General features: G+C 71.8%; 17 protein-coding genes and 1 tRNA gene. 13 read left to right on the forward strand and 5 right to left on the reverse strand.

The features are described from left to right. Positions 1–437 precede the first annotated feature (437 nt). Positions 438–791: a hypothetical protein gene (locus ACWGSR_RS20340; protein ID WP_453567967.1), complete on the reverse strand. Its 354-nt coding sequence runs from the start codon at positions 789–791 to the stop codon at positions 438–440. Beyond that, the gene (locus tag ACWGSR_RS20345; RefSeq protein ID WP_453567970.1) at positions 788–1,258 is read right to left on the reverse strand and encodes an NUDIX hydrolase; all 471 of its coding nucleotides are present in this window, start codon (positions 1,256–1,258) and stop codon (positions 788–790) included. The genes ACWGSR_RS20340 and ACWGSR_RS20345 overlap by 4 nt, the downstream gene beginning before the upstream one ends. Positions 1,259–1,276: 18 nt before the next feature. On the opposite strand from ACWGSR_RS20345, the gene ACWGSR_RS20350 reads away from it, so the two are divergent. The 10 genes from ACWGSR_RS20350 (at position 1,277) to ACWGSR_RS20395 (ending at position 8,214) form a co-directional block, all read left to right on the forward strand. Further along, the gene (locus ACWGSR_RS20350; RefSeq protein WP_383430917.1) at positions 1,277–2,056 is read left to right on the forward strand and encodes a GntR family transcriptional regulator; all 780 of its coding nucleotides are present in this window, start codon (positions 1,277–1,279) and stop codon (positions 2,054–2,056) included. A 137-nt stretch (positions 2,057–2,193) separates the two neighbouring features. Continuing rightward, positions 2,194–2,550, forward strand: a complete 357-nt coding sequence (locus tag ACWGSR_RS20355; protein WP_453567973.1) for an SCO3933 family regulatory protein — start codon at positions 2,194–2,196, stop codon at positions 2,548–2,550. A 2-nt stretch (positions 2,551–2,552) separates the two neighbouring features. After that, positions 2,553–3,920 (forward strand): FtsK/SpoIIIE domain-containing protein, encoded by a 1,368-nt coding sequence (locus ACWGSR_RS20360; protein ID WP_453567975.1) that lies wholly within the window; start codon positions 2,553–2,555, stop codon positions 3,918–3,920. An 88-nt stretch (positions 3,921–4,008) separates the two neighbouring features. Beyond that, positions 4,009–4,665: a DUF2637 domain-containing protein gene (locus ACWGSR_RS20365; RefSeq protein ID WP_453567977.1), complete on the forward strand. Its 657-nt coding sequence runs from the start codon at positions 4,009–4,011 to the stop codon at positions 4,663–4,665. 17 nt (positions 4,666–4,682) lie between these two features. Continuing rightward, positions 4,683–4,877, forward strand: a complete 195-nt coding sequence (locus ACWGSR_RS20370; protein WP_453567979.1) for a mobile element transfer protein — start codon at positions 4,683–4,685, stop codon at positions 4,875–4,877. Positions 4,878–4,890: 13 nt separating this feature from the next. Next, positions 4,891–5,049, forward strand: coding sequence for a hypothetical protein (locus ACWGSR_RS20375; RefSeq protein ID WP_104860443.1), 159 nt, complete (start codon positions 4,891–4,893; stop codon positions 5,047–5,049). Positions 5,050–5,075: 26 nt separating this feature from the next. Further along, positions 5,076–5,384, forward strand: a complete 309-nt coding sequence (locus ACWGSR_RS20380; protein ID WP_453567981.1) for a SpdD-like protein — start codon at positions 5,076–5,078, stop codon at positions 5,382–5,384. Positions 5,385–5,474: 90 nt separating this feature from the next. Then, positions 5,475–6,866 carry a replication initiator protein RepSA gene (gene repSA / locus ACWGSR_RS20385; RefSeq protein ID WP_453567983.1) on the forward strand — a complete coding sequence of 464 codons (1,392 nt, stop codon included), beginning with the start codon at positions 5,475–5,477 and terminating at the stop codon, positions 6,864–6,866. Beyond that, a complete protein-coding gene (locus tag ACWGSR_RS20390) occupies positions 6,863–7,057 on the forward strand; it encodes a helix-turn-helix domain-containing protein (RefSeq protein ID WP_453567985.1) in 195 nt (64 codons plus the stop codon). The genes repSA and ACWGSR_RS20390 overlap by 4 nt, the downstream gene beginning before the upstream one ends. Continuing rightward, on the forward strand, positions 7,057–8,214 hold the full coding sequence (locus ACWGSR_RS20395; RefSeq protein ID WP_453567987.1) for a tyrosine-type recombinase/integrase: 1,158 nt from the start codon (positions 7,057–7,059) through the stop codon (positions 8,212–8,214). Before ACWGSR_RS20390 ends, ACWGSR_RS20395 begins: the two co-directional genes overlap by 1 nt. A 63-nt stretch (positions 8,215–8,277) precedes the next feature. Here the strand turns inward: ACWGSR_RS20395 and ACWGSR_RS20400 are convergent. Then, a tRNA-Thr gene (locus ACWGSR_RS20400) sits at positions 8,278–8,354 on the reverse strand. 182 nt (positions 8,355–8,536) lie between these two features. Here ACWGSR_RS20400 and ACWGSR_RS20405 point away from each other — a divergent pair. From ACWGSR_RS20405 to ACWGSR_RS20415, 3 genes are all read left to right on the forward strand, one after another. Continuing rightward, a complete protein-coding gene (locus ACWGSR_RS20405) occupies positions 8,537–9,634 on the forward strand; it encodes an ABC transporter ATP-binding protein (RefSeq protein ID WP_376242422.1) in 1,098 nt (365 codons plus the stop codon). Positions 9,635–9,858: 224 nt separating this feature from the next. Next, positions 9,859–10,269, forward strand: coding sequence for a hypothetical protein (locus tag ACWGSR_RS20410; RefSeq protein WP_366376048.1), 411 nt, complete (start codon positions 9,859–9,861; stop codon positions 10,267–10,269). Between the two features lie 172 nt (positions 10,270–10,441). Next, positions 10,442–11,158 carry a nucleotidyltransferase family protein gene (locus tag ACWGSR_RS20415; RefSeq protein ID WP_376242420.1) on the forward strand — a complete coding sequence of 239 codons (717 nt, stop codon included), beginning with the start codon at positions 10,442–10,444 and terminating at the stop codon, positions 11,156–11,158. 138 nt (positions 11,159–11,296) lie between these two features. On the opposite strand, the gene ACWGSR_RS20420 is transcribed toward ACWGSR_RS20415, so the two are convergent. Both ACWGSR_RS20420 and rlmB read right to left on the reverse strand, forming a co-directional pair. Next, a complete protein-coding gene (locus ACWGSR_RS20420) occupies positions 11,297–12,904 on the reverse strand; it encodes a DoxX family membrane protein (RefSeq protein ID WP_453567990.1) in 1,608 nt (535 codons plus the stop codon). Between the two features lie 104 nt (positions 12,905–13,008). Next, on the reverse strand, positions 13,009–13,965 hold the full coding sequence (rlmB, locus tag ACWGSR_RS20425; protein WP_366376042.1) for a 23S rRNA (guanosine(2251)-2'-O)-methyltransferase RlmB: 957 nt from the start codon (positions 13,963–13,965) through the stop codon (positions 13,009–13,011). Positions 13,966–13,986: the final 21 nt, after the last annotated feature.

Genomic DNA, 13,986 nt, shown 5'->3' on the forward strand with positions numbered 1-13,986 from the left:
TGCGTTCCGCACCTGACAAAGTAGCCCGCTCCCATCCCGTCTGCCGTCGACCCACACACCGTGGAGCAGGCGCGGTGCTGGGCGTCCAGGTGGAGCGCGCCACTGTACGAACGACCTGGACGCCCGGCGCCGTGTCTGCTGGGCTCTGCCTGGGTCGACGGCAGACGGGATGGGAGCCCCCCACCCCCACATCCCACCGGCCGGCACCCGCAGACGGGCCCCTCCATCCCGGAGCCTGAGCGCCCCCGCCGGAGGCATCGTTTGATCCGCAGATCACTTCGGTCGCGTCGTGGTTCGGCGCCCATCAACCCGAGCTGTCAGGCGTGCGGGACGGCGGCCGGGCTGGAGCGGGGCGTCAGACAGGAGCGCAGGCCCGGGCGACGGGCCGCGCGCGCCGCGCCGTGCGCGGCGGGTGCCTTGATGAAGTAGGGAAACTCTTACCGCGCCTGCGGGTTTCGCTCGGCCTTGAACTCGTCTAGTAGCTCGAAGAACAGGTCAATACCAGCTCTGTCGGCTGCCTGCGCGGTCTTCGTGATCTCGATGGCCCAGCCCATGGGGCTGCTGTGCGTCCGGCCAAGTCGTGGCCACAGCCACTCCGTGAAGGGGCCTTCGTGTTCGAAGTCCAGCACTGCCTGAGGGCCGTAGATCGCGGAGGCCACGCGGAAGCCGTACAGCATGGACTGGAGCTCCAGGAGGGAGCCACCTCGGACGAACATGCCTGGCCGAAGGCGGACTTGATCCAGGAAGTCGTAGATGTCACGGCACTCGTCGACGTGCTTCGCCTTGGTCACCCGGACTTCTCCAGGAGATGCCGGCCGTCGTGACTGCGGACGTGCGGGCCTTTGTCGTCCAGGGCGTCGAGGAGGCGGACCGCGTACACCTCGGTCATGCGGGCGGTGACCTCTTCCGGCGTAAGCCACTCGACCGCAGTCGACTCCATGGAGGTCCTTTCCTCGCCGCCGGACGGCCTGCAGCGGAAGACAAGCGCCACGATGCCGCGGGTCGTGTTCTTGTAGACCCCAGTCAGTTCCTCGACCTCTACCTGGATGCCGGTCTCCTCCCAGACCTCGCGGGTCACGCCCTCTTCGGGGGCCTCCGTAAGTTCCAGGACTCCGCCCGGGAGCTCCCACGTGCCGTTGTCCGCGCGGCGGATCGCCAGGAGTCGGCCGTCTTCGCGTACGACCGCGCCCGCGACGGACACGGAGTGCAGTGGCGTTGACGTCGTCTCTCGGGCGCTGTTACTCATGTACAGGAGCATAGGAGAGTGAGAAGGACTATGGGAACGACAGCAGGAGGTGGGAGGGCCGTACCCCGGTACGTCCAGATCGCCGAGGAGATCGTGCAGCAGATCAAGGCCGGCGTTCTCAAGCCCGGCGACCTGGTGCCGAGTGAGTCCGAGCTCGTCGAGCGATACGGCGTCGCCGGCGGGACCATTCGTAAGGCGATGGTCGAGGTTCGTGCGAGCGGGCTCGTGGAGACGCGGCACGGCAAGGGGTCGATCGTGAAGGACCGGCCGCCCGTGCGGTTGCGTTCCTCGGACCGGTTCCGGGCCTCGCATCGCCGGGGTGGGAAGGCTGCCTACCTCGCCGAGTCCGCCCAGTCCGGCGCCACTGCCAAGGTGAGCGTCCTCTACATCGGGCCGATGGAGGCGCCGGAGGACATCGCCGAGCGCCTGGGCGTCGACACCGGTACGCAGGTGCTCGCGCGGCGGCGTCTGTACTTCCGTAACGGCGTGCCCGTAGAGACCGCCTCCTCCTATCTCCCATGGGACGTGGTCAAGGACATCCCCCAGCTCTTCTCCGAGAACCCCGGACCCGGCGGGATCTACGCCCGCCTGGAGGACGACGGACACGTCTTCACCGAGTTCGTCGAGACGTTGCAGGCGCGGCCGGCCGCCAAGGCCGAAGCCTCCGAACTCGCGCTGAGCCCTGGGGCGCCCGTCGTTCACCTGCTGCGGAACGCCGTCACCAAGACCGGTCGCGTGGTCGAGGTCTGCGACACCCTCATGGCCGCTGACCAGTTCGTCTTCGAGTATCGGATCCCTGCTGCGGACTGACGCGCGGTCAACTCTCCTCAACCCGCTTGGACTTCTTCGTCCGGCGGGTTGACTCATATATAGGAGTCAGGCACTCTTCTTCATGTCACTCATATACATGAGTGACGGAGTCAGACACTTCTAGAGGAGTGATCTCTGTGCGTCAGATCCCCGTCGACACCTCCGCAGCCTCCGTGATGGTCGCCCAGCCCCCGCAGCCCAAGGTGAAGGACCGCCGTACCGGCGAGCGCGCCACGGACGCCGAGACCGGCGCCGCGCTGTCGACCGTGGACGTGATGTTCGCGGCGAACGGCGAGGTCGAGATCCTGACCGTGACCGTCCCGGAGACCGGCGTCTCCGCCGACCTCGTCATGGGCACCCCGGTCGCCGTCACCGGCCTGATCGCCCGGCCCTGGGAGAACGAGTTCAACGGCCAGCGCCGGCACGGCATCGCCTTCCGCGCCGTCGCGGTCACCTCGCTCGTCGGCAGCGCGGCGAACCAGAAGGCCGCCTGATCATGGAGTGGTCGATCCTCTCCGCCGTGGTGGTCGTCGTCGCCCTCGCCGGTCTTCTGCGGTGGCGGCGGCCCGCCTGGTACTGGTTGGCCTTCGGGGCCGCGCTCGCCGCCCTCCGGGTCCTGGTCCGGTACTCCTCGGTCATGGACGCCTGCGGGCTGACCGTTCCTCCGCCCCGCTGGCGTCTTGCCGTCGCCCGGATGGCCAACCGGCCCGTGCCGGAGCCCCGCGCTCCGCGCATCCTGCGGCTTCGGCCCACCCGGACCGGCCTCGTCTTACGGCTGGGGCTCCGCCCCGGACAGGACGCCTTCGACGTGGCCGCCTCGTGCGACCGGCTGCGGCACTCGTTCGGCATGCACGGCGTCGCCTCGCGGGAGGTCCGCTCCGGCGTCGTCGAACTGCGGATGACCGGTTACGACGTGCTCAAGCGGGTTCAGATGCCCGCAGGCGTCGAGCGCTCGACCATGCGCCTGCCGGTCGCCCTGCGGGAGGACGGCGCCGTCCACTACCGCGACTACCGCACCACCCCGCATGCCCTCACGATCGGAGCCACCAAGTCCGGGAAGTCCGTCTACCAGCGGAACCTGGTCGCCGAACTCGCCGCTCAGGAAGTGGCCTTGATCGGGATCGACTGCAAGCAAGGGGTCGAGCTGTTCCCCCTGGCCCGTCGCTTCTCCGCCCTCGCCGACAACCCCGACACCGCCGCCGACCTCCTCGACGCCCTCATCGCGCACATGGAAGGCGTCTACCAACTCATCCGCGCCGAACAGCGCATCACCGCCGACACCCCGGACGTCGACATCGCCGCCGACATCTGGGACCTGCCCGACCACCTCCGTCCCGTTCCCGTGGTCGTCCTCGTCGACGAGGTCGCCGAACTCGCCCTCTTCTCCACGAAGGAGGAGGAGAAGCGGCGGGACCGGATCATCACCGCACTCGCCCGGCTCGCCCAGCTCGGCCGTGCCGCCGGCATCTACCTGGAGGTCTGCGGGCAGCGCTTCGGCTCCGAACTCGGCAAGGGCATCACCATGCTCCGCGCCCAGCTCAGCGTCCGTACCGCCCACCGCGTCAACGACGAGACCAGCGCCAACATGGCCTTCGGCGACATCGCACCGGACGCCGTGCTCGCCACCGTCCAGATCCCCGTCGAGTCGCCCGGCCTCGCGATCACCGGCGACGCCTCCGGCGGCTGGGCCCGCATCCGTACGCCCCACACCTCGCTCCGTGCGGCCGTCAACGCCTGCAACAAGTACGCGCACCTCACCCCGGACCTGCCCGGCCTCGCCGCCTTCCGGCCCGCCGTCGAGCCGCTCACGCACCCGACCAAGGTTCCGGCCCCGGCATCCGCCGAGTACCCGGCCACCGCCTGACCTTCCCCACCCCACCCGGTCGGCGCGACCGCATCGCGCCACGTCCCTACTCCGCCATGCCCGGAACGCCCGCAAAGGAGGTGCCGACATGACCAACAAGCTCCGCGTCAACGCCGTGCTGGTCCAAGCCCTGATCGCCGGTGCGCTGTCCTTCGCCCACCTGCACGACCTGGCCGCCGCGGCCGGTCAGACCGGATGGAAGGCGTGGGCCTATCCCGTCTCCGTCGACCTGCTCCTGGTCGCCGCCTGGCGTCGGCTCCGCTCGGACGGCTCGTCCCGGCTCGCCTGGTGCTGGTTCCTGGTCTCCCTGTTCGCCTCGCTCGGCGCGAACGTCGCCACCGCCGGGTTCCTCGACCTCGCCCATCCGCCCGGCTGGCTGCGCTTCGGCGTCGCCGGATGGCCCGCGGTCGCCTTCCTCGGCGGCACGCTGCTCGCGCACTCACCGGCTCCGACGACCTCGGAGATCCGCCCAGTGGTCGAGCCGGAGCCGACAGAAAGCGTGTCGACCGAGGCGGAGCACGTCCCCGAGCCCGACCCCGAAGCCGTCGCCGTGGGGGAGCCCACCCGGCCCGCGCCGGCAGCCGCGCCCGCCGTGTCCGTCCCCGCAGCCCTCGTCGAGCACGCTCGCAAGCTCGCCGACGACCACCACGCCCGTACAGGCCACCCCATCGACACCGACACCCTGCGCGCCCGCCTCGGCGTCCCCGCGCCCATGGCGGACGCCATCGCCGCCCAACTCTCCTGATCAGAACGGAGAACGCCATGTCCCCTCGCGACCACTTCCACTCCGTCATGCGCATCGGTCCCGTACAGATCGGCACCCACCGCGACCGCCACGGCCGCACCAAGTACGCCGCCGTCTGCACCGCCGACCGCTGCGGCTGGTCCTCCGACTACTCCAGCTCCTCCACCGCGCAGCTCGCGGCCCGTACCCACCGCTGCCGCATCTCCGACTGAAGGGATACCGCTCGTGGACGTTCCGCTCTGGCTCGCTCTGGTCGTCGTCGGCGCTCTCGGCATCAAGCTCATCCGCCCGCCCTGGTGGCTCGTCGCCGTGCTCCTCCTCGGCGGCTTCCTCCTCGCCGACAGCCTGCTGGCCCCCGTCATCGACACCGCGATCTCCAAGTGACCCGACCCGGAAGGGAGAACCACCCCATGCTCCGACCCAAGATCCCGACCATGCCGACGCCGACCGGCCTCGTCACCCCGCCCGCCGCCGTTCAGCCGACTGTCGTCCAGACCGTGCAGCAGCCCCTGGCCCCGGTCGCCCCGCCCGCTCGGCCCACCGTCCAGATCACCCCCGGCACCGCACTCGCCGTCATCGGCGCCGGCAGCGCCGTCGTCCTGGTCGTCGGAACGGTCCTGGTCTCGATGCTGCTCGCGACCGCCGTCACGGCCGCGTCGGTCGCCGTCTGCGCCGTCGTCGTCCGTTCGCTGATCGCGTCCTCGGCCAAGTGCCGCTGACCGGCCCCCGGGCGGCCTCGATACCGCCAAGCATCCGCCGCCCGGGAGCCGTACCCCTCACCGATCTCTCAACCGGAAGGAACACCCATCATGGATCAGCGCGCCGCCGCCACCGCGGCGGGCCTGGACCCGGCCACCCTCCACGACGTCCTCCGAGTCGCCGCCGCCCCCGACTTCGACCGCTGGCGGGACCAGGTGCACCGCACCGGCGGCTGCTCCGACCCCGTGCACCTGACCGGCTGGTCCCTCGCCAAGGACCGCACGTCCGGCGAGATCATCCGCCGCTACTCCACGGAGGCCGAACCCGGCGGACGTCTCCGCGTCGCCTGCGGCAACCGCCGGGCCTCCCGCTGCCCCTCCTGCGCGCACACGTACGCAGGGGACACGTACCACCTGATCCGCGCGGGCCTCGCCGGTGACGACTCCAAGGACGTCCCCGCGACGGTCCGCGACCACCCCCGGGTCTTCGCCACCCTCACGGCCCCGTCCTTCGGTCCCGTGCACAACCGGCCCGACCGCGGCGCCTGCCGCTGCGGCGCCCGCCACCCGGAAAACGACTCCGTCCTGGGCACGGCGCTCGACCCCGAGTCGTACGACTATGCCGGAGCCGTCCTCTTCAACAACCACGCCGGTCAGCTCTGGCAGCGCTTCACCAACCGGCTGCGGCGCGAACTGGCCGCCCGTGCCGGGCTCACCCAGCGCGAGCTGAAGGACGTCTTACGGATCTCGTACGGGAAGGTCGCCGAGTTCCAGAAGCGCGGTGCCATCCACTTCCACGCCGTGATCCGGCTCGACGGACCGAACGGCCCCGGCACCGTCCCGCCCTCGTGGGCCACTGTGCAGCTCCTCGACGACGCGATCCGCGCCGCCGCCGTCCACGCGTACACGACCATCACCGTCCCGGCCGCCGGAGACCAGCCGCGCCGGCGGTTCCAGTGGGGCCGCCAGCTCGACATCCGACCGGTCAAGGCGTTCGGTGACGGCTCCGACATCACCGAGCAGGCCGTGGCCGCGTACGTCGCCAAGTACGCCACCAAGGCCGCCGAGACCACCGGCAGCCTCGACCGGCGGATCGGCAACCGGGAGGTGCTCGACCTCCTGGACGTGGCCGACCACCCCCGCCGCCTCATCAAGGCCTGCCTCGACCTGGCCCCGCTCTACCCGGACCGCAAGCTCACCGCCTGGGCCCACATGCTCGGCTTCCGCGGCCACTTCTCCACCAAGTCCCGCCGCTACTCGACCACCCTCGGCGCCCTCCGCCAGATCCGCGCCGACTACCGCGCCGCTCAGGAACGCGTGGACGCCGACCCGGACACCGTGCTCGTCCTCGCCTCCTGGCAGTACGCCGGGCACGGCCACACCCTCGGCGAGGCCGCCCTCGCCGCGACCATCTCGCGCGGAATCCGGCTCAACCGCCAGACCGCACGGGAAGCCCTGCGCGACCAACTCGCCCCGGAAGGACAGGAAGGAGCCGCAGCATGATCACCGCCACCACCACCGACGAACTGCTGACCGTGCCCGAGGTCATGGCGCGGCTCAAGCTCGGACGGTCCACCGTCTACGACCTCATCCGCTCGCGCCGCCTCACCTCGATCACCGTCGGCCGTGCGCGCCGCGTCCCGGTCGACGCCGTCCGGGACTTCATCTCGTACGAGATCGGGGAGGCCGCCTGATGGCCGCCCAGCGCAAGCGCAACCCGAACGGCGCCGGCACCATCACCCAGCGGAAGGACGGGCGCTTCCAGGCCGCCGTCTACGTCCTCCAGCCCGACGGCACCCGCGCCCGGAAGTTCGCGTACGGCAAGACCTGGGCCGAGTGCGACGCCAAGCGCCGCGCGCTCCTCGACAAGGTCGCGAGCGGCACCCCCGTGCCCACCCGTTCGGCGAAGCTCTCCGAGTGGCTGGCGTACTGGCTAGAGAGCGTCGTCCGGCCGCGCCGCAAGCTCAGCACGTACGACAAGTACGAGGCGCACGTGCGGCTCTACCTCTCCCCCATGCTCGGCACGAAGCGGTTGGAGTCGCTGAGCGTCCCCGACGTCCGGCGCTTCCTGCTCCAGTTGGAGAAGAAGACCACCGCGGCCACCGCCAAGGAGTCTCACCGCGTACTGCGTACGGCTCTCTCCGCAGCCTGCCGGGAGGAGCTGATCGTCCGGAACGTCGCCAAGCTCGTGGAACCGCCCAGGGCCGCCGTACGCGACCTCAGCCCGTGGTCCCTCGACGAGACGCTCGACTTCCTCGCCGCCGCCCGCCGGGACCCGCTGTACGCCGCCTTCGTGCTCGCCATCGCGATGGGGCTGCGCCGGGGCGAGATCGTCGGACTGCGCTGGAACGACATCGACCTGGAGAACCGCGTCCTCCTGGTCCGCCAACAGGTCCAGCGTCGTCGCGGGGTCCTCTACAACGACGAGACCAAGGGACGCCGCTCCCGGGCGATCCCGCTCCCCGCCATGTGTCTGGCTCCCCTGCGCTGGCACAGGATGCGGCAGAAGACGACGTACGAAGCGGCCGGTACGGAGTGGACGACTGCGGGCTACGTCTTCGCCACCCGCACCGGCCGCCCCGTCGAGCCCCGCAACGTCCACCGCTCCTTCGTCCGCGTCAGCGAGGCGGCCGGCCTCCGTCCCATCCGCCTCCACGATGCCCGGCACGGCTGCGCCACGCTCCTCACCGCGGCCGGGGTCGCGCCCCGCGTCGTGATGGAGATCCTGGGCCACAGCCAGATCAGCCTGACCATGGACGTGTACACCCACGTCGTCCAGGACACCCAGCGCGAGGCCATCAGCCACATGGACCGGCTCCTCACGCGGAAACGGCCCGACCGCCCCCGTTGATGTCACCCGTGGATGTCAAAGACCCCCGACCAAGATCGGTCGGGGGTCTTCGCGTCTCCTGCCTGGAGCCCCCTGTCGGGTTCGAACCGACGACCCCCGCTTTACAAGAGCGGTGCTCTGGCCAGCTGAGCTAAGGAGGCAGCCCGTGCAGTGTATCCAACGAGCGTCCCGTGGTGGTCGGGAATCTCACGGGGCGGGGAGTGCTGACAGATCCCGCGCCGCCAGGTAGCGTCACCCGTGGTTCACCCAGGTGGACTAGACCTCAATCCTTCCTTTACTCGGATCGTCCGGCACGTTCCTGCCGGTGAAGGGACACATCACCATGGCTTCCGTCACGTTCGACAAGGCGACCCGGGTGTACCCCGGTGCCACCAAGCCCTCCGTCGACCAGCTCGACATCGAGATCGCCGACGGCGAGTTCCTCGTCCTCGTCGGGCCCTCCGGCTGCGGCAAGTCGACCTCCCTGCGCATGCTCGCGGGTCTCGAGGACGTCAACGCCGGCTCCATCCGCATCGGTGACCGCGACGTCACGCACCTGCCGCCCAAGGACCGGGACATCGCCATGGTGTTCCAGAACTACGCGCTCTACCCGCACATGACCGTCGGCGACAACATGGGCTTCGCACTCAAGATCGCCGGCGTCAACAAGGCCGAGATCCGCGCCAAGGTCGAAGAGGCCGCGAAGATGCTCGACCTCACCGAGTACCTCGACCGCAAGCCGAAGGCGCTCTCCGGCGGTCAGCGCCAGCGCGTCGCCATGGGCCGCGCCATCGTCCGCGAGCCGCAGGTCTTCCTCATGGACGAGCCGCTGTCGAACCTCGACGCCAAGCTCCGCGTCTCGACCCGTACGCAGATCGCGAGCCTCCAGCGCCGTCTGGGCATCACCACGGTCTACGTCACCCACGACCAGACCGAGGCCCTCACCATGGGCGACCGCGTCGCCGTCCTCAAGGACGGTCTGCTCCAGCAGGTCGACTCCCCGCGCAACATGTACGACAAGCCCGCGAACCTCTTCGTCGCCGGCTTCATCGGCTCCCCCGCCATGAACCTCGTCGAGGTCCCGATCACCGACGGCGGCGTGAAGTTCGGCAACAGCGTCGTCCCGGTCTCCCGCGACGCCATCGCCGCCGCCTCCGCCAACGGCGACACCACCGTCACCGTCGGCGTCCGCCCCGAGCACTTCGACGTCTCGGGCCCGACGAGCAAGGACGGCCTCGCCGTCACCGTGAACGTCGTCGAGGAGCTCGGCTCCGACGGCTTCGTCTACGGCTCCACCCGCGTCGGCGGCGAGGACAAGGACCTGGTCGTCCGCGTCGGCGGCCGCGACGTCCCCGCCAAGGGCTCCACCCTCCACGTCGTGCCCCGCGCCGGCGAGCTGCACGTCTTCTCCACCTCCACGGGCGCCCGCCTCAGCGACTGACCCGCAGGCGACGAGAACGGCCCCGCGTCCGGGTGGACGCGGGGCCGTTCGGCCATTCGGCCTTCCCCAAGGGGTTTACGGTGGAAAACCCCGGCATTCCGGGCCCGCACCCACCCCGGGCCTCCCTCCCGCGTCAACACGGAATTCGAAAAGCCGCCTCGAACCATCCCCCGCGAGAGTGACTAAATGTCGCCATATCACTACCGCCCGCTACGCTCGCCTGCGTGACCCACTCTGCCCGCCGAATCGGCCGCTCCCTCGCCCTCGTCCTGCCCGTCGTCCTGGTGCTCTCGGGAACGCTCGCGGTGTCCGCCGTTCCGTGGGCCGGCCAGGACTCCGCGACCCAGCTCACGGCGTCCGCCAAGGACGTCTCCGTCCCGGCCAAGTCCCGTGCCCCGCAGGACGTCCTGCGCGACCAGCTCCTCGCCGAGCTGCAGGCGAAGGACCCCGGCACCGCCCTCACGCACCTCCAGCGCGAGGTCGAGAACCGGCCCTCCCTCGCCCAGCACTGCATGTCGATCGCCCGCGACCTCGGCCGCGCCGCCGTCCAGCGCTACGGCGCCGCCCGCGCCCAGTCCTTCTCCCGCCCGGTCTGCGACACCTCGTACGCGACCGGCGTCATGCGCGCGAGCTGAGACCCGCCGGCCCGTCACCGCGTCACGGGCCGCGTTCGTCGTCGCACGCACCGGGCCCGTCGCCCCGCCCGCCGGGCCCGTCACCGCGCCACGGGCCGAGGCCCGTCACCGGGCCGCCGCGAGCCGAGTCCGTGGCGCGGAGACCGCACACCGGGCGCCTATCGTTCCCCGTATGCACTCCACTCCGACGCAGGCCGTGGTCCTGGCGGGCGGCCAGGGCTCGCGGCTGCGCCCCTACACCGACGACCGCCCCAAGCCGATGGTCGAGATCCCGGGCACCGGGACCCCGATCATCGGCCATCAGCTTTCCTGGCTGGCCGCCGAGGGCGTGACCCACGCCGTCGTCTCCTGCGGCCACCTCGCCGAGGTCCTCCAGGAGTGGCTGGCCACCGCCGACCTCCCGCTCGACGTGACCACGGTCGTCGAGAGCGAGCCCCTGGGCCGCGGCGGCGGCCTCAAGTACGCCGCCCAGCGCCTCCCCTCGCCCGACGAGCCCTGGTACGCCACCAACGGCGACATCTGGACCCGCTTCTCGCTGCGCGAGATGGCCGCCTTCCACGCCGAGCGCGACGCCCTCGCCACCCTCGCCCTGGCCCGCCCCCGCATCCCGTGGGGCGCCGTCGAGACCGACACCTTCGGGCACATCACCGACTTCATCGAGGCGCCGCCGTCGCCGTTCCTCATCAACGCCGGCGTGTACGTCTTCTCCGCCGACTTCGCCGAGTTCCTGCCCGACCTCGGCGACCACGAGCGGACCACCTTCCCCCACCTCGCCCGCGAGCGGCGCCTGGCCGGCTTCCCGCTGCCCCAGGGGGCGTACTGGCGGGCCATCGACACCGCCAAGGACCTCACCGAGGCCGCCAAGGAGCTCGCCGCGCAGAAGGTCTGACGCACGGGCACGCGGGCACGCGGGCACGCGGACGCCCAGGCTCCGGGCTCCGGGCCCGGCACGCCGAAAGGGCGGTCCCGCTTCGAAGCGGGGCCGCCCTTTCCTGTGCGTACGAACGCCGCGCGTACGTACCCGGTCTCAGCCCAGCAGGCCGCCGATCGGGTTCCGGGCGCCGCCGTCCCCGCCGCCCGACGTCGGGCCGCTCTCCGACGGCGTGCCCGTCGAGCCGGTCGAGCCCGTGGAGCCGCCGCCCGACGTGCCGCCCGTGCTGCTCGGGGTGTCGCTGGTGGACGGCGGGGGCTCCGGGTTCGACCGGGTGGGCGTACGGCCGCCGGAGCCGGTGCCGGCGCCCTGCGTGGCGGTCGGGCGCTGCTCCTGGGTGCGGGTGGACTCGCGGGTCGGCTCGCTCGTGCGCTCCGCCTCCCGGGTCCGCTCGCTCTTCGCCGGGGCCTCGGTCGTCTTCTCGGCGGTCGCGGCCGGCTTCGGCGTGTCGGACGCCGGCCGGGAGGGGGCGTCGCCGCGCGGCTCCTGGAGCGGACGGCCGGGGAGACGGTTGATCGGGTCGTCGTTGGGGCCCGGGACGGTGACCATTTCGGTGGAGCGGACCGCGCCGCCGAGGACGGAGCCGACGAGGAGGGTGAGGCCGACGACGACGGCGGCGAGGAGGGTGCCGCGGCGCAGCACCCGGCGGCGCAGGTCCAGGAGGTCGGCGCGGGGGCCGAGGGTCCGCCAGGCCTCCCCGGCGAGGCGGCCGTCGAGCGAGTAGACGGGGGCGCCCGCGATGATCAGCGGCGACCAGGCGGCCAGGTAGATGATGTCGGCGGAGTCGTAGACCGGGACGCTCTTCCAGCTCACGGTGAGCAGCAGCGCGGCGGAGAGCAGGGCGCCGACGACGGCGGCGACCCGCTGCCAGAGGCCGAGGATCGTGAGGACGCCGACGACGACCTGGAGGAAGGCGACGGTGAGTCCGGCGCCGACGGGGTGCTGGAGGGCGAAGTCGCGGAGCGGTTCGGCGAGGGCCCAGGGGTGGAGGGAGTTGAGCCACTTCACCATGGAGCCGCGCTCGCCGCCGTCGAAGTAGACGGGGTCGCAGAGCTTGCCCATGCCCGCGTAGACCGAGATGAGGCCGAGGAAGACGCGGAGCGGGAGGAGGACGACGCCGAGGTTCATCCGGCGGCCGGGGTAGTAGGCGTGCCGGACGGAGTCCTGCCCGCCGCGCCGGCCGGCCCGGCCCGGCCGCTCCTCCTCGGCGCCGTACGGCTCCTCCGGTTCGGGCCGCGGCTCGTACAGGTCGTCGTAGGCGCCCTCGGCGCGCCGCATCGGGGGCAGCAGCGGCCCGGCGGGCACCACGGGGGTGGGCATGGTGTCGCCGACGCGCGGGATCGCCTGCGTGGCGCCGGTGTCCTGGCCGCCGTGACCGCCGACCGGTTCGAGCGTGGCGACGGAGGACTCGCGCACGGCCTGGAGGAGGCCGGTCGCGCCCGGCGACGACTTCCCGGTCCACACGACGGGGCGCCGGCGCGGGCCGCCGGCCGCCCGGGCCGCGGCCCCGGCCGCGACTCCGGCACCGGACAGGGCCGCGGTGCGGGCGCCGGGCGCGAACCTCGGCTGCGGGGCCGGCGCGAGCCGCACACGGAAGCTGGCGTGGTTCACGATCACCTGGGCGGGATCGGAATCCACCTTGACCATGCTCAGCGGGGGCTGATCGTCGAACCCCGGCCGGGGCGTTCTGGTGTCCACGCTCATCTAACCGAGTGATCCGGGTTTAGGACACTGCCTTGACGGCTCGCAAATGTCCGAGACCCGTCAAGATCAACGCCGCGGCCGGGGCCGGGGGTGCGGGGCCGGTGTCAGCCCCTGCGGCGGCGGGCCGCCTCGTACAGCACGACACCGGCGGCGACACCGGCGTTGAGCGACTCGGCGCCGCCCGGCATCGGGATGCGGACGAGGAAGTCGCAGGTCTCGCCGACGAGCCGGGACAGGCCCTTGCCCTCGGAGCCGACCACGATGACGACCGGACCGGACAGCGCCTCCAGCTCGTGGACCTCGGTGTCCCCGTCGGCGGACAGGCCGACGACCGTGAGACCGGCCTTCTGGTACTGCTCCAGACAGCGGGTCAGGTTGGTGGCGCGGGCGACCGGGGTGCGGGCGGCGGTGCCGGCCGAGGTCTTCCAGGCGCCGGCGGTCATGCCGGCCGCGCGCCGCTCGGGGACGACGACGCCGTGGCCGCCGAAGGCGGAGACGGAGCGGACGACGGCGCCGAGGTTGCGCGGGTCGGTGACGCCGTCGAGGGCGACGATCAGCGGGTCGTCGTGGTCGTCGAACGCGGCGGCGGCCAGGTCCTCGGGGTGCGCGTACTCGTACGGCGGGACCTGGAGGACGAGGCCCTGGTGGTTCAGGCCGTTCGTCATCCGGTCCAGCTCGGGGCGCGGCGCCTCCATGATGTGGATGTTGCCGCGGCCGGTGGCGAGGTTCAGGGCCTCGCGCACGCGCTCGTCGTTGTCGATGAACTGCTGGACGTACAGGGTCGTGGCGGGCACGCCGTCGCGCAGGGCCTCGAAGACCGGGTTGCGGCCGACGACCATCTCGGACTGGCCCTTGCCGCCGCGGCGGGCGACGGGCTTGCGCTTGGCCGCCTGCCGGGCCATCGCGTTGGAGACGCGGAACGCCTTGTGGCCCTTGCGGTCCTCGGCCCTGGGCGTCGGGCCCTTGCCTTCGAGGCCCTTGCGCCGCTGGCCACCGCTGCCGACCGTCGCACCCTTCTTGTTCGACGTGCGGCGGTTCCTGCGCTGGCTGTTCCCGGCCATGACTACCTGTTTCCTCTGCTG

The sequence above is a fragment of the Streptomyces sp. NPDC055632 genome, assembly GCF_053618675.1.

Coding starts and splice junctions, on each gene's coding strand:
- rlmB (WP_366376042.1), bottom strand. CDS start 13,965: ATGGCCGGGAACAGCCAGCGCAGGAACCGCCGCACGTCGAACAAGAAG.
- ACWGSR_RS20420 (WP_453567990.1), bottom strand. CDS start 12,904: ATGAGCGTGGACACCAGAACGCCCCGGCCGGGGTTCGACGATCAGCCC.
- ACWGSR_RS20380 (WP_453567981.1), top strand. CDS start 5,076: ATGCTCCGACCCAAGATCCCGACCATGCCGACGCCGACCGGCCTCGTC.
- ACWGSR_RS20365 (WP_453567977.1), top strand. CDS start 4,009: ATGACCAACAAGCTCCGCGTCAACGCCGTGCTGGTCCAAGCCCTGATC.
- ACWGSR_RS20395 (WP_453567987.1), top strand. CDS start 7,057: ATGGCCGCCCAGCGCAAGCGCAACCCGAACGGCGCCGGCACCATCACC.
- ACWGSR_RS20345 (WP_453567970.1), bottom strand. CDS start 1,258: ATGCTCCTGTACATGAGTAACAGCGCCCGAGAGACGACGTCAACGCCA.
- ACWGSR_RS20360 (WP_453567975.1), top strand. CDS start 2,553: ATGGAGTGGTCGATCCTCTCCGCCGTGGTGGTCGTCGTCGCCCTCGCC.
- repSA (WP_453567983.1), top strand. CDS start 5,475: ATGGATCAGCGCGCCGCCGCCACCGCGGCGGGCCTGGACCCGGCCACC.
- ACWGSR_RS20370 (WP_453567979.1), top strand. CDS start 4,683: ATGTCCCCTCGCGACCACTTCCACTCCGTCATGCGCATCGGTCCCGTA.
- ACWGSR_RS20415 (WP_376242420.1), top strand. CDS start 10,442: ATGCACTCCACTCCGACGCAGGCCGTGGTCCTGGCGGGCGGCCAGGGC.
- ACWGSR_RS20405 (WP_376242422.1), top strand. CDS start 8,537: ATGGCTTCCGTCACGTTCGACAAGGCGACCCGGGTGTACCCCGGTGCC.
- ACWGSR_RS20350 (WP_383430917.1), top strand. CDS start 1,277: ATGGGAACGACAGCAGGAGGTGGGAGGGCCGTACCCCGGTACGTCCAG.
- ACWGSR_RS20390 (WP_453567985.1), top strand. CDS start 6,863: ATGATCACCGCCACCACCACCGACGAACTGCTGACCGTGCCCGAGGTC.